This is a genomic window from Photobacterium halotolerans DSM 18316, from assembly GCF_000425165.1.
In the GTDB taxonomy this organism is placed as follows: domain Bacteria; phylum Pseudomonadota; class Gammaproteobacteria; order Enterobacterales; family Vibrionaceae; genus Photobacterium; species Photobacterium halotolerans.
The window spans coordinates 565199-587741 of record NZ_KE384320.1 but is presented as its reverse complement, the minus strand read 5'-3'; the positions used below and the strand labels follow the sequence as shown (position 1 = coordinate 587741).

Below are 22543 nucleotides of genomic sequence, written 5' to 3'. Positions count from 1 at the left end.
TTTGATTGGACATGACGGTTAAATTCTTGGAACGCCCTGGCTCCAGACTTGTTTGATTTGCATGTTGTCAGGTTGGATCAGTACCAGATCGGCATCGAAGCCCGGCCTGATGTATCCCTTACGGTGAAACCCGAGCGCATTGGCCGGGGTGGAAGTAATACATTGAATGGCTAAGTCAAACGGCACCCCGTACCGGGTGACGGCTAATTGAACGGCCTCATACAGCGAAGCGATCCGACCGGTGTCCACGCCTATGGTGTTGCCATCGGCATCGAATCTCGGCAGGCTGGCGTTGGCATCTGAGCTGAAGCTGATCCGCTCAACCGGCACGCCGGCCTGTAATGCCTTGGCCAGTGCCTCGGAACAGAAAACCTCGCCGTCATCCAGCAGGCCCTGATTGGTACTGGTGGTGATGTCGATGAAACCGCCTGCTCTGGCATAGCGGATGCCAGCAGTAAACAGCGCCGGATTACGGTTGATGTGGGTGGGAATAAACAGGGAGTAAGGCAGTTCCGTTTTCTCAATGAGATCGTCAAGCAGGGTTAACTGATCGGGATGATCACCGATATGGCAAAACACCACGCCTTTTTTGCCGGCCAGGTTGGCACTGGTCCGAACCTGACGGGCAATGGCGTAGAGATCATCAAATCGGATCACTGAACCACGCAGATCAGACAAGGCCAGTTCTCCGATGCCGATAATTTCCGGGATGTACAACAGATCGGTTGCAACACTGCCGGTGAGTGTTGTTGGTGGCAGGTGGTAAGAACCGGTATAGAAGTAACTATCTATGCCTTTTGCCGACAGTTCGCGACACTTACCCAGAAGATTAGGTAAGTTTCGTGTAATTGCGTCGGTGCCCAGCGCTGAAACGGCTGTGGTAACGCCGTTTTTGAGCATGTCATCGGCTTGAATTTCTGGCGTGCGGTTGATGAAACCCCCTTCGCCGCCGCCGCCCACTGAATGCACGAGTCCGTCGATGAACCCTGGGGCAAGCCACATGCCATGGCCGTTAATCACATCAGCCATGTCACTGGGAATGGCGGGTAAAGTGTCGGAAACTGAATGGATACGGTTGCCACAGATCACAAGGTGGCAAATACCCTGATCTTCAGGCGCAAAAAGCCTGACGTTTTGAATGATACGTAACATAAACACCACGAACTGAATGTAGTAAGTTCAGGTTCAGGCGTGCGGAATCACATCGACAATCCGATGAAATCAGATCATCTTGCTGTGCTTGAAGCAGGCCGGAAGCTGAATGGGAAAATTCAGAAGCGTGGGGGTTTTATTCGTTACACCATTCACTCAGCGCAGTACGGCTAAGTTTGTAGTAGCTGAACAGTAGGGTAGGCGCATGGGCAGAAACCGTGTTCAGAACACAAGGGGCAGCGTCGAATTGTTGATCAATTTGCAAAGCCATTTGATGTCTCTGAAGGATACACGGTTGAATTTATCGTAATGCGGTATTCAGATAGTGCAAGCAGTAAGTTGGTTGAGGATCAGAACTCATTGTGGTTTAAATGCTACTAAAATGATTAAAAATTCATATCTGTCGGGTTTTTTTGTCGTTTTCCGGTTGAATAGGCAAAATGATGGTTGTGATATTTTTGTTAATTAATTTGAGTGCTCTCACACTTGGTAGGGTGTGAGAGCATCAGGAGAGGTATGACAGAGGTGGCAGCGCTTACACCTTGAAGTGACCGGCCATTTTTTCCAGTTGAACAGAAAGTGCGGACAGCTCTTCGCTGCTGGCAGATATCTGTTCAACCGCGCTGCTGGTGTCACGCGACATAACGTGGATATTGTTGATATTATTGCTGATTTCTTCTGACACAGCGGATTGCTGCTCAGAGGCTGCCGCGATCTGAGATGTCATGTCTGCGATATGCTCCACCGACTGCACCACTTGCTGCAGGCGCTGAGTGGCATGAGTGGCCTGTTCAGAGACGCTGTAGGTGTGATCAATGCTTCTGGTCATCACATCGCTGACGTCACGGCCGTGGTTGAGCAGGGTTTCCAGCATGGTGGCGGTGTCGCTGGTGGCATCCTGAGTGTGTTGCGCCAGATGACGCACTTCTTCTGCGACAACGGCAAAACCACGCCCGTGCTCGCCTGCCCGTGCGGCTTCTATCGCGGCATTGAGAGCAAGCAGGTTGGTCTGCTCTGCAATGTTGCGTATGGTGTCCAGCACCTTAGTGATTTCATCTGAGCTTTGGCGAAGCAGGCCCAGCTTATCGTTGGCTTCACGCATGTCATTGGACATTTCATTCAGTCTTTCAGTGCTTTGCATAAGTAAGCCAGCACACTCTGCTACCTGAGTGTTGGCATCGTTACTGACAGTGGCGACTGTCGCGATATTGCCTGAGATATCTTTGGCCGTGGCACTCATCTGATCGATTGCCACTGTCAGTTGTGTGGTTTCCAGTTCCTGCCGCGATACTGTCTCTGCCGTCTGCACTGCACTGGCGGCTAATGCCTCCGCTTCACTGCGCTGCTGACCGGCCGCGATTTTCAGTTGATGGATGATCTCACTCAGTTTACCGGACATGGTTTTCATCGAGGCATACACCCCGGTCGCCGGCTTGTCGTCATTCATCTCCAGGCGCAGATTGCCGTCGGCAATGGCACTGGCAATGTGCTCCATGTGCTCAGGCTCTCCGCCTATCGGTCTGGTAATGCTGCGGCTGATCAGGATGGCGGCCGGAATGATCAGTGCCAGCATAGCCAGGATGACGAAAAAACCGCTGATGTTGAGCTGGCTGATGGCTGCCAGTGCTTCAGCCTGATCGATTTCTGCGATGATGACCCAGCGAATCGCGCCGAGCTGAACCGGTGCAAACGCAGATAGCACGGCGTTGCCCTTATAGTCGCTGATGGCAGCGATATCTGTTTCACCGGCCAGAGCGCGGCGCACGGCTTCGGTATCAATACTGCCTTTGTCAGGGTGCTGGAAAGAGGCGTGCACTGTGTGGTTAACAGGATCGAGATACGAGTTGGAACGCATCAGCTTGTCCGGCCCGACAAGGTAAGTTTCTCCGCTGTCTCCCAGTCCGGCCCGGACGCCCATAATGGCCGTCAGGCGATCGATCGGAAACTGAATGACCAGTACGCCAGCCAGGCTTGTTCCCTGATAAACCGGGGCCGCCACGAAACCGGCCGGAGAGTGATAAGAGGGCAGGTAGAGACTGAAATCAATCAGCGCGGTCTGGCCTTTCTCCAGTGCCATCCCTGCCTGGAAAGCGTGACTGAGCAAGCTGTCACTGAAAGGGCCGTTATTCAGTGAGGTCGCAAAATCCACTTCCTTGTAAACGCTGTACACCACCTGTGTCGTTTGTGCATCGATCAGAAAGAGATCGTAATAGCCCGAGGTTTCAATCAGCTCCCGAAAGAAGGGGTGATAGACCGCATGGGCCTGATCGTAGGCAGAATCACCGCTTTTATCGAGTCGTTGCTTCTCACCCAAAGGATAAGGACTGCTCGCCAGGTAACTGGCTTGCAGTGAGACAGCTGCAGGAGAAAGCTGACTGAATAAGGTGTCGGCAGATACCTCAAGATCCGGCGTGTTAGCCTTCAGCTTGGGGATGAACTGCTCGGTGTAAAACTGTTTGACCTGGTTACGGGCAGTCTCATCGACCGGCGGTAATTCAGCGATTCCCTGGCGCAAAGCCTCCAGTGCCTGCGCCGTGAACGGGTTGTTGGCTTCAAGGGTAATTTGCTGATTGAGCGCGGAAAAGTAACGTTCTACCGCGTCCAGTTTTACTTCCCGTAATGATTCCAGTTGATTATAGGCTTGTAATTTTAGCGAGTCTCCGGCCTGATAAGTGGCAATAATCATCATAGCCAGTGCCGGAACCAGTCCTGACAGGAGCAAAGCGGTGAGTATTTTTTGCTGCAGTTTCATGGTTTGCCTCGTAGAAGCGACGCTGCTGTAATTCGAAATTAGTTCACGTTTTGTACGACGACGTCAGTTATACGCGATCAAGCGTGCGTTTTGTGATGTGAATCAAGTGTAATAATGTGAGTGTTGAATAAGCGCATTCAGGAAGGGGCACGGATGAATAATCAGGACAATCGTCCCAAAAATAAATGAATCTGCAGTCGGCCCCGGTGGTGAGCAGGCGATTCTTTTTCTGATCGATAAGATTCCGTCGCCCTAACTAGCAGTAATGAACTTAGTCAGGAGACTGTTTTGATGGCAAAAGTGACAACGCTGAGCGCAGAAGAGAAGCAAAATCTGGTTAATGAACTGAAACAGCTCATTGCGCTGCGCATGGGAAAATCGGTCAGTGTGACGCATCAGTACAATGATGAACAGGGCTTAGTGGTAGCCTTTGCTGTCGAAGGACAACGCTGTATGGAAGTGGCCTTTTAGCCGCCAGTTGCCCGTGCTGATACAGCGACGGGCCGCTGACAGATTACACAGGATCAAAAGTGGCCAGCGCCAGAATCTGCTCGATTGTCCGGGTAAAGTCGAGACCGATTTCGCGGCTGGCCATCGGAAAGACGCTGCGCTGGGTCATACCCGGTGAGGTATTCATTTCAATGGGGTAGATCTTACCGTCGTCGCCGAGAATCACATCCAGCCGGCCCCAGCCGCGGCATCCTAACGCCTGAAAAGCCGACAGTGAAAGTTGCTGAATAGTCCGCTCTGCCTCGGTGTTAAGATCGCTGGGACAATGGTAGGTCGCGGTCTGGGCACCGAATTTGGCTGTCCAGTCAAAGAAAGTGTCAGAGCGAATTTGCACCACAGGCAGTGCGGTGTCACCCAAAATACCGCAGGTGTATTCCCGGCCGGAGATGAAAGCCTCAAGCAGGATATCGTGGTTGTATTCAAAGGCCTGCATTACTGCGGCCTCCAGCTGAGCAGAGGATTCCACTTTCGATACCCCGATACTGCAACCCTGAGAGCTGGGTTTGACGACCAAAGGGTAGCCCAGGGCATCGGCTGCCGACTGAATCTCTTGCAGCGACTGCTGGCGATGAACGGCGACCCAATTGGCATAGTGAAAACCGTGCTGGGCCAATATCTGGCGTGTGCGCAGCTTATTGAGACACAGTGCCGAGGTGGCCAGGCCGCTGCCGGTATAAGGGATCTTCAGCCAGTCCAGCACCCCCTGAATATGGCCGCTTTCACCCAGGCTGCCATGCAGGGCAATAAAGACTTTGTCGACCGACTGCAATGCCTCCAGGGTACTGTGCAGGCTGGAGGGATCGATCGCTATCACCTCATGCCCTAATTCACCAATGGCTTCGCAGACGGCCTGGCCAGAGCGCAGTGATACACTCCGCTCGCTCGATTCCCCGCCCATTAATACACCTACACGCATAATCAATCCCTTCCATAAGTCCTTAAGCTCATATAGTAACGAATTCGGCATGTGATACAAAGCTATTGATTTACAAAACAATAATGAAACATGACCTTGGTTCGGTAATTTACAGCTCAATCATTTACTTACCTTAAGACAAAAAATGGTGTCAGCGGATAAACGAAATCAGATCGCATCAGGTGGCATTGTTGTGATGATCTTCAAAGACAGCCGTTCTTTTTCTCTGTTAGCATTTGTTATCAAAGTTACCGGTAACATAACAACTAACAGCCGGTCATTAACGACAACGACGTGACTAATAACAATAGGACTGTACCTGATGAAAAAGCTCACCTGCACTCTGCTCGCTGCCTCACTGGCCGGCACCTTTACTGCTTCCGCGCTGGCGGCTGACTACACCTTTAAATTCCAGTCGTCTGACCCGGCTGGAGATAAGAACTTTCAGGTTCAGCAAGCCTGGGCGGAGCGCGTTGAAACCATGTCTGCCGGCCGTATTGACATTGACTTACTGCCTGTGGGCAGTGTGGTGAAACATACCGAAACCCTGAACGCGATTAAGCTGGGGATCCTGGACGGCCACATTACAGCGACCAGTTATTTTTCCGGCAAAGATCCTGCGTTCGGTCTGATCGGTAACACGGTCGGCGCCTGGTCCGATACCACTCAGCTGCTGCAGTACGTGAATTACGGCGGCGGTTATCAGCTGATGACTGAGCTGTATGCCCCTTACGGGGTGAAATTTATCGGCGGCTCGACCACAGGGGTGGAGTCTTTTGTGTCTAAAGTACCGGTCAATGGGGTCGACGATCTGAAAGGCCTGAAACTGCGTGCCCCGGAAGGTCTGGTGCAGCAGGTGTTTGCGGCCGCAGGCGCCTCGCCGGTTAACCTGCCGGGTTCTGAAGTGTTCACCGGCCTGAGCAAAGGCGTGATTGACGCTGCCGATTACACCGTCTTTTCCACCAACCAGAAAGCCGGTATGAACGATGTGGCCACACACCCGGTTCAGCCAGGTTTCCACTCGCTGCCGCTGATCGATATTTCGATGAGCCAGAAAAAGTGGGACAAACTGCCAGCGGATCTGCAGGAGATCCTGACCACCTCTGTGCGTGACTTTGCCTATGACATGACCACGCAGCTTAAGATCGCCGATCAGCAGGCGGTGAAAGAAGCCCAGGCGAACCCGGATATCACCATTCACAACTGGTCGGACGAAGAGCGTAAGAAATTCCGCGAAATCGCCCGTGAGCAATGGAAAGTGTTCGCCCAAAAGTCGCCAAATGCAGAAAAAGTTTACCAATCTGTGACTAAGTTCCTGGAAGACAACGCACTGTTGTAATCCTCAGAACAGCTTGTCTGACACGCACCACTAATCCCCCTGTGAGAGGGCTGCCATCAGCCCTCTGTATCTGATGTAGCAAGAGTTGTGAACTGTCATGAATACCAATCCAACCCCCGCAGAACATGATGAGGACAAGCCGAAAAATGGCTTGGATGCGGCCATTGTCAAAATAGGCAATGCGCTGAGTCTGCTGTTTATTTTTACGGTGATCATTTCATTTTATGAAGTGCTGATGCGCTATGTGTTTGATTCGCCGACTATTTGGGTGCATGAAACCGCGTCGTTTCTTGGCGGCTCTCTCTTTATTGTCGGTGGCCTGTATGCCATGGCGACCAACAAGCACGTGCGTGTGGTCCTGCTGTACGACATGGTGTCGCCACGCACGCGTCAGTACCTCAATGTGTTCCATCATGTGATGGGACTGCTGTTTTCTGTGCTGATGTCATGGGCCTCGTACACCATGGCCCGTGAAGCCTGGATCACCCCGTGGGGCGAAATGCGTCTGGAAACCTCAGGCTCTGCCTGGAACCCTCCTTTTCCCGCTTTGCTCAAAGGGATCATTTTTATCTGCCTGTGTGTATTGTCTGTGCAGTTTCTGTTGCACCTGATCGCTGAAATCCGTGGACTGAGGAAGAAAGATGTTTGAGTTATCGTCAATGGGGATCGGCTACGGCAGCCTGCTGATGCTGGGGCTGATGATTGCCTTGTTGCTGACCGGGATGCAGCTGGCGTTTGTCACCGGCCTGGTGGCACTGATCTTTACCCTGGGCTGGTTTGGCCCGGATGCCTTGCCGCTGGTCACCAGCCGGATGTATTCGTTTGTCGACGGCTATATTTTCCTCGCCGTGCCTATGTTCGTGCTGATGGCAGCACTGCTGGATCGATCCGGCATCGCCCGCGATCTTTTCGACGCCATGAAATCCGTCGGCCGTCGTCTTCGCGGCGGCGTCGCGGTGCAGACCTTGCTGGTGGCCGTGGTGCTGGCGTCCATGTCGGGCGTGATCGGTGGCGAAACCGTGCTGCTGGGCATTCTGGCGTTGCCGCAAATGCTGCGTCTGGGCTATGACCGCAAGCTGGCGATCGGTACCACCTGCGCCGGCGGCGCGCTGGGCACTATGCTGCCGCCGAGCATTGTGCTGATCATCTATGGTCTGACGGCCAGTGTGTCGATTGGTGATCTGTTCAAAGCGGCTTTCCTGCCCGCCCTGCTGTTGGCACTGATGTACATCGGCTATGTTCTGATCCGCTGCAAGCTCAATCCTGCGCTGGCCCCTTTGCCAACCGAGGCAGAGCTGGCGGAAGATGCCGCCAGGGATATCAGTTATTTCAAAGCCTTATTTTTTCCGCTGCTGTCGGTCGGTGTTGTGCTCGGCAGTATTTACACCGGTGTGGCTTCAGTTACGGAAGCCTCTGCGCTGGGTGTGGTCGGCATTATGATCAGCGCTGTGATCCGGCGCGAAATGAGCTGGAACATGCTCAAAGACAGTGCCATTGCGACCATGCGTACCTGCGGCATGATCATGTGGATCGGCATCGGCGCCAGTGCGCTGGTCGGTGTGTACAACCTGATGGGCGGCATTGATTTCGTTGAAGAAACCATTCTGGCCTTCAGTGGCGGCAGTGCCACCATGACCCTGCTGATTATGATGGTGATCCTGCTGGTACTGGGTATGTTCCTGGACTGGGTCGGGGTTGCGCTGCTGACCATGCCTATCTTTGTGCCCATTATTACCGGGCTGGGCATGGACCCGATCTGGTTCGGCGTAGTGTTCTGCCTCAACATGCAGGTCTCTTTCCTGTCTCCGCCCTTTGGCCCGGCAGCTTTCTATCTCAAATCGGTGGCGCCAAAAGATATCAGTTTAGGCGAAATCTTCAGCTCTCTGCTGCCTTTTATCGGCCTTCAGCTGATTGCACTGACGCTGGTGATTGTTTTCCCGCAGCTTGCGCTGTGGTGGCGTTAAGAAAAGAACAATAACAATAAGGAACTGCCCTGCGCTGTGAGCAGGGCTGGGATAATGGCGATGAAACCAAAAAAGATAATTGTAATGGGCGTATCAGGGTGCGGTAAAAGCCTGATAGGCAGCACGCTGGCGACGGCACTGGGGCTGCGCTTTTTTGATGGCGATGATTTTCACTCGCCGGACAATGTCCGCAAGATGAGTGAAGGCGTGCCGCTCAATGATGAAGACAGGGCTGAGTGGCTGGCACGGCTCAACCAGCTGTTGCGGGATGCCCCCAATGCGGTGCTGGCTTGCTCTGCGCTGAAACCTGAATACCGCCGTCAGTTGCGCGCCGGGATAGACGGGCTGGAAATTGTCTACCTCCAGGGGGATTTTGACACTATCTGGAACCGCCATCAGCAGCGTGCGGATCATTATTTTAACGGCCGCGCCATGCTGGAAAGCCAGTTTGCGACTCTGGTTGAGCCAGAGCAGGATGAAGCACTGTTTATCGATATCCGCCAGTCTCAGCACGAGGTGCTGCAGGATATTCTCACCCGACTGTCGCCGGCCTGACAAGGCAGAGCTATTTTGAGTCACTCATTGCAGTAAAAGGAAAAAGAATGACATCAACCCAGTGCAATATTGCCATGATTGGTTTAGGCGTGATGGGGCGAAACCTGACGCTGAACTTGCTGGAACACGGCTTTGCGGTGGCCGGCTTTGATCTGCAGACCTCCCTGGTGCAGCAAGCCGGGCAGCAGGCTGAAAAGCTGGCGAAAGCGCCATTTACTGCCTGTGATTCTCTGCATCAGGTATTGGCGGCGTTGCAGACGCCGCGGGTGATTGCCTTGTCTGTCCCGGCAGGAAAACCGGTCGATGCCGTGATATCGGATTTGCTGGAGGCCGGACTGGAACCACAAGATACAGTGATTGATACCGGCAACAGCCTGTGGACGGATACCCTGGCCCGCGATAAGCGGTTTAAGGGCCAGTTCCAGTTTTTCAGCACAGCCGTGTCGGGCGGTGAAGAAGGTGCCCGCCATGGCCCGGCTTTGATGGCCAGCGGCAGTGCCGAAGCCTGGCGTCAGGTCGGCCCGATGTGGACAGCCATCGCCGCGCAGGTCGACAGCGCGGGTCAGCCGCTGCCGCCATTGAGTCAGGGCGAAGCCTGCGCGGCTTACCTGGGACCGGACGGTGCTGGCCATTACGTGAAAATGGTGCATAACGGTATTGAATATGCCGACATGCAGTTGATCTGCGAGGTCTATCAGTTCCTCAGCCAGCAGCTCAGGATGCCTGCCGCCGAGATAGGCGAGATCTTTGCCAGCTGGAACCAGGGCGTACTGAACAGCTATCTGATGGAAATCAGTGCCGATATTTTGCAGCAGCAGGATCCTGACTCTGACCGGCCGCTGGTGGAAATGATCCTGGATAAAGCCGGGCAGAAAGGCACAGGTTTGTGGACGGCCGTCAACAGCCTGGAAGTCGCCAGTCCGGCGCCGACGATTGCCCAGGCGGTGTTTGCCCGCGCGATGAGCGGGATGAAATCTCTGCGTGTGCAGGCGGCCAAATCACTGCCACTGGTCGCGGATGACGCTCAGACCCTGGATAAAACCGAGCTGATCGCCCAGCTGCATGATGCACTCTACTGCGCCAAGCTGTGTACCTACGCACAGGGATTTGCGCTGATGAAAACCACAGCTGCCGGGCAGGGATGGCCGCTTGATTACGCCGTTATCGCCAGGATCTGGCGTGCTGGTTGTATTATTCGCGCTATTTTCCTGCAGGATATCAGCCGCGCCTTCGAGCAGCAGCCAGCGCTGGAAAACCTGCTGTTAGCCGATCACTTCCGCACTCAGCTCACCGAGCGTCAGTTAAACTGGCGTAAAGCCGTTGCGGCTGCCAGCCTGGCCGGTGTTGCCATGCCGGGGATCAGCTCAGCGCTGCAATACTTTGACACCCTGCGCAGCGAAGTGCTGCCAGCCAATCTGTTACAGGCCCAGCGCGATTACTTTGGCGCCCATAGCTATTCCCGCATTGATCAGCCAGAGACTGACGCCTTCCATCTCAGCTGGAGTCAGTCCCCGCGCGTGCAACGCAAAGTGTAATGCAAACAGGCCTCAGGGCCTGTTTCTTTTTGCGCCAGGTTACAAATCACAACAGGCGCTTGTGGTAATCTTGGGCTTGTTTAGCCTAATCCGACACATGAAAAATACCATGACAACCAAAAATAAACGCCCGACTTTGCAGGATGTTGCGAACCTGGTCGGAGTGACTAAGATGACGGTCAGTCGTTACCTGCGCGATCCCAGTCAGGTTTCAGCGGCCTTGCAGAGCAAAATTGCCGCCGCTGTTGAGGAGCTGGGATACATTCCCAATCGCGCCCCCGATATTTTGTCCAATGCCAAAAGTTATGCCATCGGCGTGCTGGTACCCTCACTCACCAACCAGGTGTTTGCGGAAGTGATCCGGGGCATTGAAAAGGTCACCGGTCCTGCCGGCTATCAGACCATGCTGGCACACTATGGCTATAGTGCTGAAATAGAAGAAAAAAATATCGCCTCTCTGCTGTCCTACAATGTGGATGCCATTATTTTGTCGGAAAGCGTGCATACCGAGCGGGCGCGAAAAATGCTCGATACTGCCGGGGTGCCTGTGGTGGAAATCATGGATTCGGTTTCCCCGGCCATTGCTCAGGCGGTGGGGTTTGATAATCAGGCCGCCGCTGAGGCGATGACAGAGCAGATGATCGCCCGCGGCCGCCGCCATATTGTGTATTTTGCCGCCCGGATGGATGCCCGGACCCACTTGCGCTTTACCGGTTATCAGCAGGTGATGAGGAAACACGGGCTGGTGCCGCGCAGCATTCAGACCGAGGAAGCCTCCTCGTTCAGCTTAGGCGCCGGTTTACTGCGGCAGTCACTGGCAGAATATCCGGATGCCGACGGTATTTTCTGCACCAATGATGACCTGGCCATCGGGGCGATTTATGAATGCCAGCGGTTAGGTATTCAGGTGCCGGCGCAAATGGCGGTGGCCGGTTTTCACGGCCATGACATCAGCCAGGTGATGGTGCCGCGTCTGGCCACTGTGGTGACACCGCGTGAGCGGATTGGTTATGTCGCCGCCGAGCAGATTCTGCAGCGGCTGCGCGGCGAGCCGGCGACAGCGAAGGTGATCACTCTGGATGTGAAAATTGAGCTGGGCGAGAGCATATAGCGGCCCTGAGTACGGATCATTCACGCCACACTGAGCGGATCATCCGGTCAGTGGCAGAGGAAAAAAAGGGGACCAGAGGTCCCCGAACTTATTGCCAACACAACCATATAGGATGTAAAAGACACTTCACGACACACGACAGAGCCCACCCGCAGCTCACCACTGTGACCGGGCTCTGAACATGTTAGTTACCCCTGGCGGTAGTTCACTCCCACCCGGTCTAAATAGTGCAACTGGCCATGCAGGCGGGCTTTGAAATCATCCCAGTCACGCTGATCCGGCGGGCACCAGCATACTTCACTGACCGCCAGCAGGCGGGGATAGAGCAGGTATTCAAATCTTGCCTGGCTGTAGACATGCTCACACCATAACGCGCACTGAATACCCATGATTTGATTCAGTCTGGGATCGTTTGGATCCAGCTCGGCCAGCGGACGGTAGCTGTACACGGTTTCCAGCGGTAAGATCCCGGCCCAGTTCGCACCGGCTTCCTCGGCGGAAGGTCCCTGCGCCAGATCCAGATAGGTGTACTGCGCAGGCTGCATGATGACCTGGTAGCCGTTGCCTGCACACTCCAGTCCGGCCTGCTCATTGATCCACGGCATTACTATGGTGTGCTTGCTGACTTTGTCGCCTTTCACCACTTCCTGCCAGCCGAGCATGCGCTTGCCTTTCTGAGCCAGGTAGTGTTCAACAAAGCGTAAAATATGGCCTTGCAGTTCAAACGGGTCTTCATAACCCTCTCTGGCCATCAGTTCGCGACACGCCGAGCTGTCGGTCCAGACACCGTTTGGCACTTCGTCGGCCCCCACGTGCAGGAACGGCGCCGGGAACAACTCACAGACTTCATTCAGCACTGTGGTCAGGAAGGTATAAGTGCCTGCCAGCGCCGGTGACAGAATGTTGTCCGAATAATTCTGGATACTGCGGTACTGCGAGCGATCGGCCTCGTCAACCAGCAGCTCCGGCAGCGATTTAATGGCTGCCCGGCAATGGCCGGGAATATCGATTTCCGGGATCACCTGAATGCCGCGATCAGCTGCATAGGCGACGATATCCCGGATCTGCTGTTTGGTGTAAAAGCCGCCGTAGCGGCGATCAACGGTCGAAAACTGCGGGACCAGCTGCTCTTGCGGCCCGCGCCATGCTCCTGTATCCGTCAGGGCCGGGTAGGCTTCTATCTCGATGCGCCAGCCTTCATCGTCGGTCAGGTGCCAGTGGAACGTGTTGAACTTATAGCGGGCAAGCTGATCGAGCAGCTTTTTGATCCGGGCAACGGAATGAAAATGGCGCGCGCAATCCAGCATCATGCCGCGGTGACCATATTGCGGCTGATCGTTAATTTCCACCATAGGCACGCTGAGCGAGTGCTCAATCTGATGCGCCGGCTGAGCGGGCAGCAACTGCAGCAGAGTGGCTGTCGCATGGCTGAAACCGGCCGCTGAGCTGGCTTCGAGCCAGATGTGATCATGCTCGACCAGCATATGGTAAGCGCCTTCAGCCAGATCGGCGCGCGCCTGATAGTGAATATTGCCGCCGGGACTAACCTGCAGTGGTGTGTCGAGCCAATGGGCCAGTTCCTGCTGCAGCCAGTTCACACAGCCCTGTGCGGCGTCAGGAACTTCCGCCAGTGCGGTATCGCGGGTAAAGCGGAATTCGCCCGGTAAGCTTTTCAGACTGCCGGGAGCCGGGATCAGGTTGATCGGCTTGGGCGCAGGCAACGTAACCGTCTGTCTGTCCTGTACCGGGTGTTTCAGGTTCACCGGGGTCACAGTTACCGGCAGCGGTTCGTCTTGCTGATTGGCATACAGGCAGGCTTCGATCACGCCGTCACCATGCAGGGTGAGTGGCGGGGTCTTAATAGAAAACTCGGTATAGAAATGGCTGTTGGGTGCCAGGGCGGCATCGTCTGAGGCTGACAGGGTGCAGTAGCTGCCAGTTTGCTGCAGTACACCGCGAGAGACCGAAGCCGGTTCAATCCAGCGACTGATGATAAAAGCCAGGGACCAGGCTTCCAGCGCCTGATCACCCAGATTGTGTAAGGTCAGCGCGAAGCGGGATTCCGTATCGGTTTGGTTGATAACCGTTAAATCAAGGCGATAGCTCATGATAGCCCCTTATAATGGATACAGGTTATGATCGCCCTGGGCGATCAGTATTGCGCCAGCCATGGCATCTCCCTGCGGAGCAGCCAGACGGCGTTGAATAGCGGGTGTCAGCCAGGGGGCGATGCGCTCACCAATGCCGCCCATCAGGCATACTTGATCTGCACCGCGCGTCAGCAGGGCGTTGAGCCACATCTCAATATCTGCGGCCGTCTGCTGAAGCAATGCCACCGCCAGGCTGTCGTTTTGCTCTGACAGCCGGAAAATCTGCGGTGAAAACTGGCCATAATCGCAAGGACGGGCGGTTTTGGACCATTCGACAATGGCATCGACATCCTGACCGAAGTGAGCCAGCACATGGCGGACCAACTCGGTCTGAGGCACGATACCGTCAACGCTCAGCAACACTTGCTGAATGAGTCGCAGGCCCATGATGGCGCCGCTGCCCTGATCGGAGATCGGAAACTCCCGCCCGCCCAGTACAGTGATTTCCCTGCCGCGGCGGAGAATACCAACAGAGCCGGTACCGGCGATGAAAATCGCACCGTCCTGCCCGTTCCAGGCACCCAGACAGGCACCGTAGCCGTCGGTGTTGAGCACCATCCGGCCATAGGGATGCGGCTGGGCCATGAAGTCGTACCAGGCTTTGCGGTGTTCGGCGCCTGCCAGTGCCAGACCGACAGCCATGTGAGAAAAATCGCCATAGGTCAGGCCGGCTTGTGCCGCAGCGGTTGCAATCGCCTCCTGTACGGATGCCATGGCAACTTCGGCGCCGAGCAGAATATTGGCACTGCCGGTTTTAGCTTCAGCCAGTATCCGGCCGTTTTGATCGCAAAGCCGTGCCCGGCAAGAGGTGCCGCCGCCGTCAATACCGACCAGAAAACGCAAATCATCAGCCATGGCGGCGCTCCTTGCATTGCATCACGATAGCGAGCAGATACCAGGCGGCATGCGGGATCCATTGTTCCCCCCAGCGCCAGTTCTGCAGCATGTCGTTGGCCTGGGCCGGCGGCGCAAAGGCAATATCCGCTTCATTGTCAAAACCTGAGGTAATGCCATTACAGATACCGCCTTTGGCGTTGAAAAAGCCTAGCTCAGGCAGATAAACCGGATTATTGCGGCCGTGTCCGTCCAGCATGCTGATATCAAAGGGATTGAGGCCCAGCATCCAGTTCAGGAGCTGAGTACCGTAATCTTTCAGCCGCTGGCTCAGCTCACTGCTGTGCACAACCGGGGCGGCCATGAAGGCCATGGCCGCGAGGGAGCCGAGTCTGGCATTTTCTCCCTGCCACCAGTAGCCGCTTTCATTATTGTGCGGAATAAAGAAGGCACTGTGTTTGTCGCCATCCACCGCTTTGACATACTGGCGCGGATAACCAAACGGATTACTGGCCGATTGCGTGATGTTCAGTTCAAAATGCAGGGCATTGTCCAGCACCTCTTCCATGGCGTTCAGGCGGTGCTGATCCGGTTCAATCTGTAAATACTGCAGCAGACTGATGACCGGCAGACCCGCTTCGGCGGCATGAAAATACGGCCGGCTGCCATCAGCGTTCGCGCTCCAGTAATGCTGCTGCTGGTTATCGGACTGCTGACGGGCAGCGAGTCGATCGGCCCAGTAACGGGCTTCGCTGAGATAGCGGGTTTGATCGGTCGCTTTGCTCAGCTCGACCGCCGCCAGCAGCGCGCAATATTCGTCAATGATGTTTTCTTCACCATTATCCAGATATTGGCGGTTGTGAGTTTTAAGGTGCCAGTAAGCCGTCTGGGCCGATTCCAGATAGGCGTCGGTATGTTTCACCTCGCCCAGATCCAGTCTGATCACTCCAGCACTGCGTACCAGCCTGGCCGCTGCGGCCAGGGCGGCAATTGCCATGCCGCCGCCCTGACGAAAAGCGGCCTGATAGCTGTCAGCTTTGATGCCCTCCTGAGTTGAATAGCTACAAATCTCCCGTTGCCCGGTGGACTTACTCCACTTATCGAACACTGTCATATAAAAATAACCCTGCGGTGCATGCATCCGCAGTAAAAAATCCGCGCCAAAAAGTGCCTCTTCAATCAGGCGGACGCGGGAAAAATCCGCAAATGCGGGATCACCCTGCAGCGACTCAAAGGCGGTGAGCATATTCCACACCACCATAGGCGTCTGCTGCGGATTGAGGTAATTGGCATAGGACAGGTGACTCAGGTATTTACTGACATCGCCCGAGGCGTCGTACCAGCCGCCATGGGCGTCGACGACTGTGTCCTGGGTGCCAAACAGCGGGACGGCATGATCATGCTGATCGAATTTACCGCCGCAGCGCTGGGATTTGAAATAGTGCAGCACATCACTGAAGGTGCGCTGCATCAGCAAGCCGTCTGCGATCTCAAAGTCAGAAGACTCAAGATCACCGAAGCGGATCCGGTAGCGTCCGGCTTCCTGCCAGGCACTGAAATCGATAGGTGTTGCCGTGCCTGTGTGCCACTGATCTGTGCGCTGGCTTTGAGAGAGCGGCAGTTGCATCACAGCTTGTCGGTCGTTACTGCGGATCAGGGTCGCCTGCATCAGGGATAAAGCGGCCTGATGCTGAACTATGGCAACCTTGTTGCCTGTGCGTTCATAACCGAGATGGTTGATTAACAACTGCATAGCTTTCCTTTCTTTTTTTTGTTGATTTTCGGTTTTTCAGCGATGTTCGCTGCAATTTGTTCTCAAAGTTGTAATCAGTTATCGAACAGGTAGCAGCGGACAAAATGGTTTTCTGCCAGCTGCGTAACTTCCGGCAGGCGCTGACGGCACTGCTCGGTCGCGTGGACACAACGCCCTGCAAACGGACAGCCGACACTGTCTGGTGTCCACAGCGGAATATCCCCTTTGTTACCCGCTAACGGCTCATGGATCGATTTGCTCGGATCCGGCACCGCTGAGACCAATAACTGAGTATAAGGGTGCTGCGGGTGATGGATGATCTCTTCGGTATCTCCCCATTCCACCATGTGGCCGACGTACATCACGGCCAGATCTTCGGCGATATAACGCGCAGTGGCGATATCGTGGGTGATATAAAGCAGCGCCATCTCGCGCTCAAACTTCATTTCTTCCATCAGGTTCAGGACACCGGCCCGGATAGAGACATCCAGCATGGAGGTCGGTTCATCGGCCAGCACCACTTCGGCACCGACCGCGATATTGCGGGCCAGGTTGACGCGCTGACGCTGTCCGCCGGATAACTGGTGCGGGTACTTTTCGGCTGTGGCTTTGGGCGGGATCAGCCCGACTTGCTCCAGCAGCTCATAGACTCTTTCTTCCAGCTCTTTTTTATTGCCCCGGCTGACTTTGTTGTGGATCAGCAGGGGACGGGCCAGGTGGTGGAAGATGGTATGGGTCGGGTTGAGCGATCCGAACGGATCCTGCCAGACCATTTGTACCCCCTGACGGTACTGCATCAGCTCGCTTTTCTTGGTGATGTCCTGAATATCACGGCCGAAATATTCGATAGCCCCCGAAGTGGGCTCGTACATTTTGGCGATCATTTTCGCTGTGGTGGATTTACCGGAACCGGATTCTCCCACCACCGCCAGGCCGCGACTTTTGTACATTTTGAACGACACCTGATTCAGTGCCCGCATCTTGGATTTTTTCAGCGAGTTACTGTTGACCGAAAAGTCTTTGACCAGGTTCTTCCCTTCGATAATGGGTGTTCCGACTGGATTGCTCATTTTGCCTCCGATCCTTCTTGTTATAACTTGTTGTACAGGTGGCAGTTGCTAAAACGGCCGGGTTCCAGTTGGCGAAGCTGTGTGCTTTGCGAGAAGCAGGCGTCGTGCGCCTGGCTGCAGCGCGCCTGGAAACGGCAGCCCTGAGGCACTTCCAGCAGGTTGAGCGGATTACCCGGAATGCCGGTCAGACGGGTTTTCGGCCCGGTCAGCGGCGGAAACGAGCTGCCCAAACCCTGGGTGTAAGGGTGGAACGGGGTTTCCAGAATCTGCTTTGACGGTGCAACTTCGACCAGTTCACCGGAATACATGATGCCGATGCGATCGGAGAACTCGACCATCAGAGACAGGTCATGGGTGATGAACAAAATCGCGAAACCGAATTCTTCTTTCAGGGCATAGATCTTTTGCAGGATCTCGCGCTGTACCACCACATCCAGGGCCGTCGTCGGTTCGTCCATGATGATCAGCTTGGGGTTCAGTGCCAGGGCAATGGCGATCACCAGGCGCTGGCGCATACCGCCGGAAAACTGGTGCGGGTAATCACTCAGTCGGTCCGGGTGGATATCAACGATCTCCAGCAATCCCTGAGCGCGGCGCACGGCCTGCTCCCGGGTCATGTTGGTGTGGCGCATAATCACATCGCAGAACTGCTCTTCCATGGTCAGTACCGGGTTGAGGGCGTTCATCGCACTCTGGAAGACCATAGAAATCTCACTCCAGCGAAAGCTGTTCAGCTTCTGGTCACTGAAGGTCAGTATGTCACCGTGACCGTCGAACAGCACTTCACCGGCAGTAATAAACGCAGGCGGCTTGTGCAGACGCATCAGGGAAAAGGCAACGGTGGATTTACCACAGCCAGACTCACCTGCCAGTCCGAAGACTTCACCTTTACCAATGTCAAAGCTGACATCGTTGACGGCGCGGACATCACCGGCGTCGGTAATATAGTCGACGCACAGGTTGCGAACGGAAATTTGTGGAGTCGTCATTACTTCTCTCCTCCTTGCAGTGCAGGCTTAACGGTCGTCGCGGTGGCACGTTGTGCCTGTTGGTTTTTCTTGGCCATGTTCTGCCAGCGGCGCAAACCTTTGTGCGAACGCAGCTGCGGGTTGGCAATTTCATCCACGGCGAAGTTCAGCATCGCCAGTCCGATGGCAATCAGTGTCAGGGCCACGCAGGGTGCCAGCAGCTCCCACCAGGCGCCAACCAGCATGGAGGAAGAGGTCTGCACGTTGTACAGCATCACGCCCCAGCTGATAGAGTTCGGATCGCCCAGACCGAGGAATGACAGGGTGGCTTCGGTCATGATGGCGAGCATCACAGAGCCGATGAAGCTGGCGCCGATAATTGAAATCAGGTTAGGCAGAATTTCGACAAAGATGATGCGCCAGGAGGATTCCCCCAGTACTTCAGCGGCTTTGACAAACTCTTTCTCACGCAGCGACAGGGTTTGCGCCCGCACCACACGTGCGCCCCATGCCCAGGAGGTCAGGGCGATGACCACAGCAATCGTCAGCGGTCCGGCCTGGCCAATAAAGGCGGCGATGACGAACAAAATGGGCAGCTGAGGCATCACCAGCATGATATTCATCGCCGCAGTCAGGGTGTCGTCAATCCGGCCGCCAAAGTAACCGGCAGACACTCCGATCACCGTTGCCAGGAAACAGACCATCAGACCGGCACCGAAACCGACCGCCAGAGACGTACGGGCGCCGTAAACCAGCTGAGACCAGATATCACGGCCCATACGTGAGGTGCCCAGTACATGGTCTGCTTTTTTTGATAACCGCAGGGTGCGGTTATTATCGGCCAGATTCTGCGCCACCCAGCTGTCCGGGTTGCTCTGCGCCGCCTTGACGATAAAGGCCGGGTACTCGTGCGGATTGCCGGTACGGCGGTCAGGCTCATGCTTAGTGATCAAAGGTGCAAACACAGCAGCCAGGACAAACAGGCTGATAATGATTAAGCCAGCCAGAGCTTTATTGTTGTTGGACAGGAGTTTGATTAAAGCTTTCATGATTATTTGCCTCCCTTACGCAGGCGAGGATCCAGTGCCACAATCAGCAGATCGGCCAGGAAGTTAAAGAACAGCATAAACAGCGTCATGATCAGCAGCTGGCCTTGCAGAACCTGATAGTCACGGGCGTGAATGGCATTGAGCATCACAGTGCCCAGGCCCGGATAGTTAAAGATGATTTCGACAATCAGCTGTCCGCCAATTGCCATTCCCAGCGCCATTGACAGTGCTGTCACGCTCGGCAGCATGGCATTACGGGCGGCATAGTTGAACACCACGCGGTTTTCATTCAGCCCTTTGCCTTTGGCCATGGTGATATAGTCTTCGTTGAGCAGGTTGATCATGTTATTCCGCATGCTGATCAAAAAGCCGCCGATTTGAATGGCTGTGGCACACAGCAGCGGCAGTACCGCGTGGTACAGCACGTCTTTATAGAAAGCCCAGCTGGTCCAGTCAGGCAAAGTACCCGGCGTATAGGCATAGCTGGTCGGGAACCATTTCAGGCCCATGCCGAAGGTAAAGAGCACCAGCATGGCGATAACCACAGGCGGAACGGCCTGGATCACCAGCATCCCGGGAGACACAAAGGCGTCATATTTACTGCCGCGTTTCCAGGCGGCGAAAATACCCAGCACAGAACCGATGCAGAAGGCCATGATGACAGCGGAACCGGCCAGGAACATTGACCAGCCAACCGCTCCGCCCAGTATTTCGGTTACGGTCTGCGGATAAAATTTGATTGAGATACCCAGATCCCAGTTGAGGATACTTTTGATATAGGTGAAATATTGTTGGTACCAGACCTGAGCTTCATCAAAGCCAAGCAGTTTTTTCATCGCTTCGATACGCTCGGCAGTCACCTGAACGGAAGCATTGGCGAACATCATGGTCACCGGATCGCCGGGCATCGCCCGGGGAATTGCGAAGTTCAACGTGGCTGCAAACAGCAAGGCAACCAGGTAGAACGATAAACGACGTAGAAAAAATCCCATAACTCACACCTTTCCCAACCAGTGACTTACGACGCTGGGCTGAACTCTGGACGAAAAACCCCCTGACGCCAGGCGCCATACTTTACACAGTGTGGGGGAAGAGGCGGTGCGCAGAACACGCACCGCAAATTAAGCAATAATTATGATTTTGGTTTCAGGTCAATCACTTGAAGCAAACGCTCTGGCACACCAGCCCAAACCATCGGACGACCGTTCGGGTGCTTCTCGTTCCACCAGCCAGTGAAGCGGCTTGTGTTGTACTGGAACATATCAGCACTGGACATCACAGGAATGGTCACCTGATTCTCGGCAATGATAGCCTGAATCTGATGTGCCATTTCTTTCTGCTTGTTTTTGTCAGCCGTCTTGTAGAAACCGTCCAGCAGCTTGTCTAGCTCGGCATTCTTGAAGAAGTGCATGGCAAAACGCGGGTTTCCTTCGCCCTGCAGGCGGGAGTTATAACCACTGTTCCAGTACAGATGCGGATCCGCACCGTGGAAGTAGTTGGTGTAGGCTACATCGTAAGTCCCTTTGATCATGCCTTCGTTATACACAGCGAAGTCAGGGGTACGTGCGTTGGCCTTGATACCGGCTTCCTGCAGCTGTTCAACCGCCAGTTGCACTGTGTTGTTGAAGTCGGTCCAGCCGTTCGGAGATTGCACATCCAGCTCAATCTTCTTACCGCTTGGCGTTTCAACGAAACCATCGCCATCGATGTCTTTAAAGCCGGCTTTTTTCAGCAGGGCTTTTGAGTTCTCAAGGTTGTAGGTGTTGAAATCTTTGTACTTGTTGTAGACCGCATTGTCAGACCAGGCTTTGAAACCGTCACCCAGACCAGACGCATAGTGGTTTGGAGTGCCGCTGCCATAGAAGGCAATATCGATAATGGTCTGACGGTCAATGGCCATTGAGAACGCGCGGCGGAAGTCTACATTGTTGATAGCTTCATTGTTACCGGCTTTCGGTGACTTGAAGTTCAGCATGAAGGCTTGGGTACCAGACGCCGGATACCAGTATTTGTGGTTCGGGTTAGAGGCCGCGTATGTGCTGTCGATGTCCGGAATGAACGAAGAGGTCCAGTCCAGCTCAGAGGCAATGACTTTGCTCAGCAGTTGGTCATTGTTGGCGATCTGAGGCATGCGGAGACAATCAATGTCCAGATTATCGTTATCCCAGTAGTGCGGGTTGCGGCACTGGATGTACAGCTGAGGAGTGAACGTGTCGATTTCAGTAAACGGACCTGTGCCGACCGGGTTCTCGTTGGCAAAGGTTTCTGGCTCTTTTACCTTGCTCCAGATGTGCTCAGGTACGATAGAAACGAAAGACATTTCATAAGGCACGTTGGAGTTGGCTTCAGTCAGATCGAAAGTGATCTTGTTGCCGTCAACATTTACTGCTTTTACCCACTTGATGATACCGCGCTGGTCGAGCGCCGGGTGCTCTTTCAGCAGCTCATAGGTGAATGCGACATCGTTGGCTGTAAAGGGAGTTCCGTCAGACCATTTCACGCCGTCACGAATCACAAAAGTGACTTGCAGCAGGTCGTCAGACATATAGAAATCTTTCGCCAGACGCATCACCGGCTCGTTACTGTGCATCTGGTTGAAAATCACCAGTTGTTCATAGACGAAATCAGTGGTGGTACGCAGGTTGGTTTGCAGATATGGATTGAAGTTACGTACCAGAGTCGGATAAAAATCGGGCACGATGGTCAGCTCACTGCGCTCAGCACTCATCGCAGGAGAAGCCATGGCTGCGGCAGCCGCAGTCAGGATGGCAAGTGTTACCTTTGTTTTCTTTATGTTGGCAAGCATAGCTGTTCCTTACTCTTTGCTTTGTAGGGTTTACATTTCACTTAGGTTCCCCTCCATCTGTGGTGGGGCTGGTAATCCA

Annotated in this window: 19 protein-coding genes; 7 read left to right on the top strand and 12 right to left on the bottom strand. The window is 54.5% G+C overall.

The features are described 5' to 3' along the window. Positions 1-18: 18 nt before the first annotated feature. The 3 genes from iadA to H511_RS0115755 all read right to left on the bottom strand — a co-directional run bounded on the left by iadA (position 19) and on the right by H511_RS0115755 (position 3904). A complete protein-coding gene (gene iadA / locus H511_RS0115765; protein WP_027253172.1) occupies positions 19-1152 on the bottom strand; it encodes a beta-aspartyl-peptidase in 1134 nt (377 codons plus the stop codon). A 136-nt stretch (positions 1153-1288) separates the two neighbouring features. Beyond that, on the bottom strand, positions 1289-1423 hold the full coding sequence (locus H511_RS25130) for a hypothetical protein (protein WP_276324933.1): 135 nt from the start codon (positions 1421-1423) through the stop codon (positions 1289-1291). A gap of 264 nt (positions 1424-1687) precedes the next feature. Then, positions 1688-3904, bottom strand: coding sequence for a methyl-accepting chemotaxis protein (locus H511_RS0115755; protein ID WP_027253171.1), 2217 nt, complete (start codon positions 3902-3904; stop codon positions 1688-1690). 291 nt (positions 3905-4195) lie between these two features. On the opposite strand from H511_RS0115755, the gene H511_RS0115750 reads away from it, so the two are divergent. Beyond that, the gene (locus tag H511_RS0115750) at positions 4196-4375 is read left to right on the top strand and encodes a hypothetical protein (protein ID WP_027253170.1); all 180 of its coding nucleotides are present in this window, start codon (positions 4196-4198) and stop codon (positions 4373-4375) included. A gap of 43 nt (positions 4376-4418) precedes the next feature. Here the strand turns inward: H511_RS0115750 and H511_RS0115745 are convergent, their stop codons facing one another. Continuing rightward, positions 4419-5330, bottom strand: coding sequence for a D-alanine--D-alanine ligase (locus H511_RS0115745; protein WP_027253169.1), 912 nt, complete (start codon positions 5328-5330; stop codon positions 4419-4421). Between the two features lie 322 nt (positions 5331-5652). Between H511_RS0115745 and H511_RS0115735 the strand changes: the two genes are divergently transcribed. From H511_RS0115735 to gntR, 6 genes are all read left to right on the top strand, one after another. Beyond that, entirely contained in the window at positions 5653-6669 is a 1017-nt protein-coding gene (locus H511_RS0115735; protein WP_027253168.1) for a TRAP transporter substrate-binding protein, read from the top strand. 97 nt (positions 6670-6766) lie between these two features. Continuing rightward, on the top strand, positions 6767-7318 hold the full coding sequence (locus H511_RS0115730; RefSeq protein ID WP_027253167.1) for a TRAP transporter small permease subunit: 552 nt from the start codon (positions 6767-6769) through the stop codon (positions 7316-7318). Beyond that, positions 7311-8633 (top strand): TRAP transporter large permease, encoded by a 1323-nt coding sequence (locus H511_RS0115725; RefSeq protein ID WP_027253166.1) that lies wholly within the window; start codon positions 7311-7313, stop codon positions 8631-8633. The genes H511_RS0115730 and H511_RS0115725 overlap by 8 nt, the downstream gene beginning before the upstream one ends. Before the next feature lie 60 nt (positions 8634-8693). After that, on the top strand, positions 8694-9188 hold the full coding sequence (locus H511_RS0115720; protein ID WP_027253165.1) for a gluconokinase: 495 nt from the start codon (positions 8694-8696) through the stop codon (positions 9186-9188). Between the two features lie 47 nt (positions 9189-9235). Beyond that, on the top strand, positions 9236-10723 hold the full coding sequence (gene gndA / locus H511_RS0115715; protein WP_027253164.1) for an NADP-dependent phosphogluconate dehydrogenase: 1488 nt from the start codon (positions 9236-9238) through the stop codon (positions 10721-10723). 109 nt (positions 10724-10832) lie between these two features. Continuing rightward, positions 10833-11834, top strand: a complete 1002-nt coding sequence (gene gntR, locus H511_RS0115710; RefSeq protein ID WP_027253163.1) for a gluconate operon transcriptional repressor GntR — start codon at positions 10833-10835, stop codon at positions 11832-11834. Between the two features lie 188 nt (positions 11835-12022). Here the strand turns inward: gntR and H511_RS0115705 are convergent, their stop codons facing one another. From H511_RS0115705 to H511_RS0115670, 8 genes are all read right to left on the bottom strand, one after another. After that, positions 12023-13942 (bottom strand): beta-N-acetylhexosaminidase, encoded by a 1920-nt coding sequence (locus tag H511_RS0115705; RefSeq protein WP_027253162.1) that lies wholly within the window; start codon positions 13940-13942, stop codon positions 12023-12025. 9 nt (positions 13943-13951) lie between these two features. Then, on the bottom strand, positions 13952-14839 hold the full coding sequence (locus tag H511_RS0115700; RefSeq protein ID WP_027253161.1) for a glucosamine kinase nucleotide-binding domain-containing protein: 888 nt from the start codon (positions 14837-14839) through the stop codon (positions 13952-13954). Continuing rightward, the gene (locus H511_RS0115695) at positions 14832-16571 is read right to left on the bottom strand and encodes a glycoside hydrolase family 9 protein (RefSeq protein WP_027253160.1); all 1740 of its coding nucleotides are present in this window, start codon (positions 16569-16571) and stop codon (positions 14832-14834) included. The genes H511_RS0115700 and H511_RS0115695 overlap by 8 nt, the downstream gene beginning before the upstream one ends. A gap of 74 nt (positions 16572-16645) precedes the next feature. Next, positions 16646-17641 (bottom strand): ABC transporter ATP-binding protein, encoded by a 996-nt coding sequence (locus tag H511_RS0115690; RefSeq protein WP_027253159.1) that lies wholly within the window; start codon positions 17639-17641, stop codon positions 16646-16648. A gap of 20 nt (positions 17642-17661) precedes the next feature. Then, positions 17662-18630, bottom strand: coding sequence for an ABC transporter ATP-binding protein (locus H511_RS0115685; RefSeq protein WP_027253158.1), 969 nt, complete (start codon positions 18628-18630; stop codon positions 17662-17664). Further along, positions 18630-19658 (bottom strand): ABC transporter permease, encoded by a 1029-nt coding sequence (locus H511_RS0115680; RefSeq protein WP_027253157.1) that lies wholly within the window; start codon positions 19656-19658, stop codon positions 18630-18632. Before H511_RS0115680 ends, H511_RS0115685 begins: the two co-directional genes overlap by 1 nt. A 2-nt stretch (positions 19659-19660) precedes the next feature. Beyond that, positions 19661-20650 carry an ABC transporter permease gene (locus H511_RS0115675; protein WP_027253156.1) on the bottom strand — a complete coding sequence of 330 codons (990 nt, stop codon included), beginning with the start codon at positions 20648-20650 and terminating at the stop codon, positions 19661-19663. Between the two features lie 140 nt (positions 20651-20790). Next, positions 20791-22464, bottom strand: a complete 1674-nt coding sequence (locus H511_RS0115670) for an ABC transporter substrate-binding protein (protein WP_027253155.1) — start codon at positions 22462-22464, stop codon at positions 20791-20793. Positions 22465-22543: the final 79 nt, after the last annotated feature.

Bases quoted from the DNA above. Each gene is read 5' to 3' on its own strand.
- iadA (WP_027253172.1), bottom strand. From the start codon at position 1,152: ATGTTACGTATCATTCAAAACGTCAGGCTTTTTGCGCCTGAAGATCAG.
- H511_RS25130 (WP_276324933.1), bottom strand. From the start codon at position 1,423: ATGGCTTTGCAAATTGATCAACAATTCGACGCTGCCCCTTGTGTTCTG.
- H511_RS0115755 (WP_027253171.1), bottom strand. From the start codon at position 3,904: ATGAAACTGCAGCAAAAAATACTCACCGCTTTGCTCCTGTCAGGACTG.
- H511_RS0115750 (WP_027253170.1), top strand. From the start codon at position 4,196: ATGGCAAAAGTGACAACGCTGAGCGCAGAAGAGAAGCAAAATCTGGTT.
- H511_RS0115745 (WP_027253169.1), bottom strand. From the start codon at position 5,330: ATGCGTGTAGGTGTATTAATGGGCGGGGAATCGAGCGAGCGGAGTGTA.
- H511_RS0115735 (WP_027253168.1), top strand. From the start codon at position 5,653: ATGAAAAAGCTCACCTGCACTCTGCTCGCTGCCTCACTGGCCGGCACC.
- H511_RS0115730 (WP_027253167.1), top strand. From the start codon at position 6,767: ATGAATACCAATCCAACCCCCGCAGAACATGATGAGGACAAGCCGAAA.
- H511_RS0115725 (WP_027253166.1), top strand. From the start codon at position 7,311: ATGTTTGAGTTATCGTCAATGGGGATCGGCTACGGCAGCCTGCTGATG.
- H511_RS0115720 (WP_027253165.1), top strand. From the start codon at position 8,694: ATGAAACCAAAAAAGATAATTGTAATGGGCGTATCAGGGTGCGGTAAA.
- gndA (WP_027253164.1), top strand. From the start codon at position 9,236: ATGACATCAACCCAGTGCAATATTGCCATGATTGGTTTAGGCGTGATG.
- gntR (WP_027253163.1), top strand. From the start codon at position 10,833: ATGACAACCAAAAATAAACGCCCGACTTTGCAGGATGTTGCGAACCTG.
- H511_RS0115705 (WP_027253162.1), bottom strand. From the start codon at position 13,942: ATGAGCTATCGCCTTGATTTAACGGTTATCAACCAAACCGATACGGAA.
- H511_RS0115700 (WP_027253161.1), bottom strand. From the start codon at position 14,839: ATGGCTGATGATTTGCGTTTTCTGGTCGGTATTGACGGCGGCGGCACC.
- H511_RS0115695 (WP_027253160.1), bottom strand. From the start codon at position 16,571: ATGCAGTTGTTAATCAACCATCTCGGTTATGAACGCACAGGCAACAAG.
- H511_RS0115690 (WP_027253159.1), bottom strand. From the start codon at position 17,641: ATGAGCAATCCAGTCGGAACACCCATTATCGAAGGGAAGAACCTGGTC.
- H511_RS0115685 (WP_027253158.1), bottom strand. From the start codon at position 18,630: ATGACGACTCCACAAATTTCCGTTCGCAACCTGTGCGTCGACTATATT.
- H511_RS0115680 (WP_027253157.1), bottom strand. From the start codon at position 19,658: ATGAAAGCTTTAATCAAACTCCTGTCCAACAACAATAAAGCTCTGGCT.
- H511_RS0115675 (WP_027253156.1), bottom strand. From the start codon at position 20,650: ATGGGATTTTTTCTACGTCGTTTATCGTTCTACCTGGTTGCCTTGCTG.
- H511_RS0115670 (WP_027253155.1), bottom strand. From the start codon at position 22,464: ATGCTTGCCAACATAAAGAAAACAAAGGTAACACTTGCCATCCTGACT.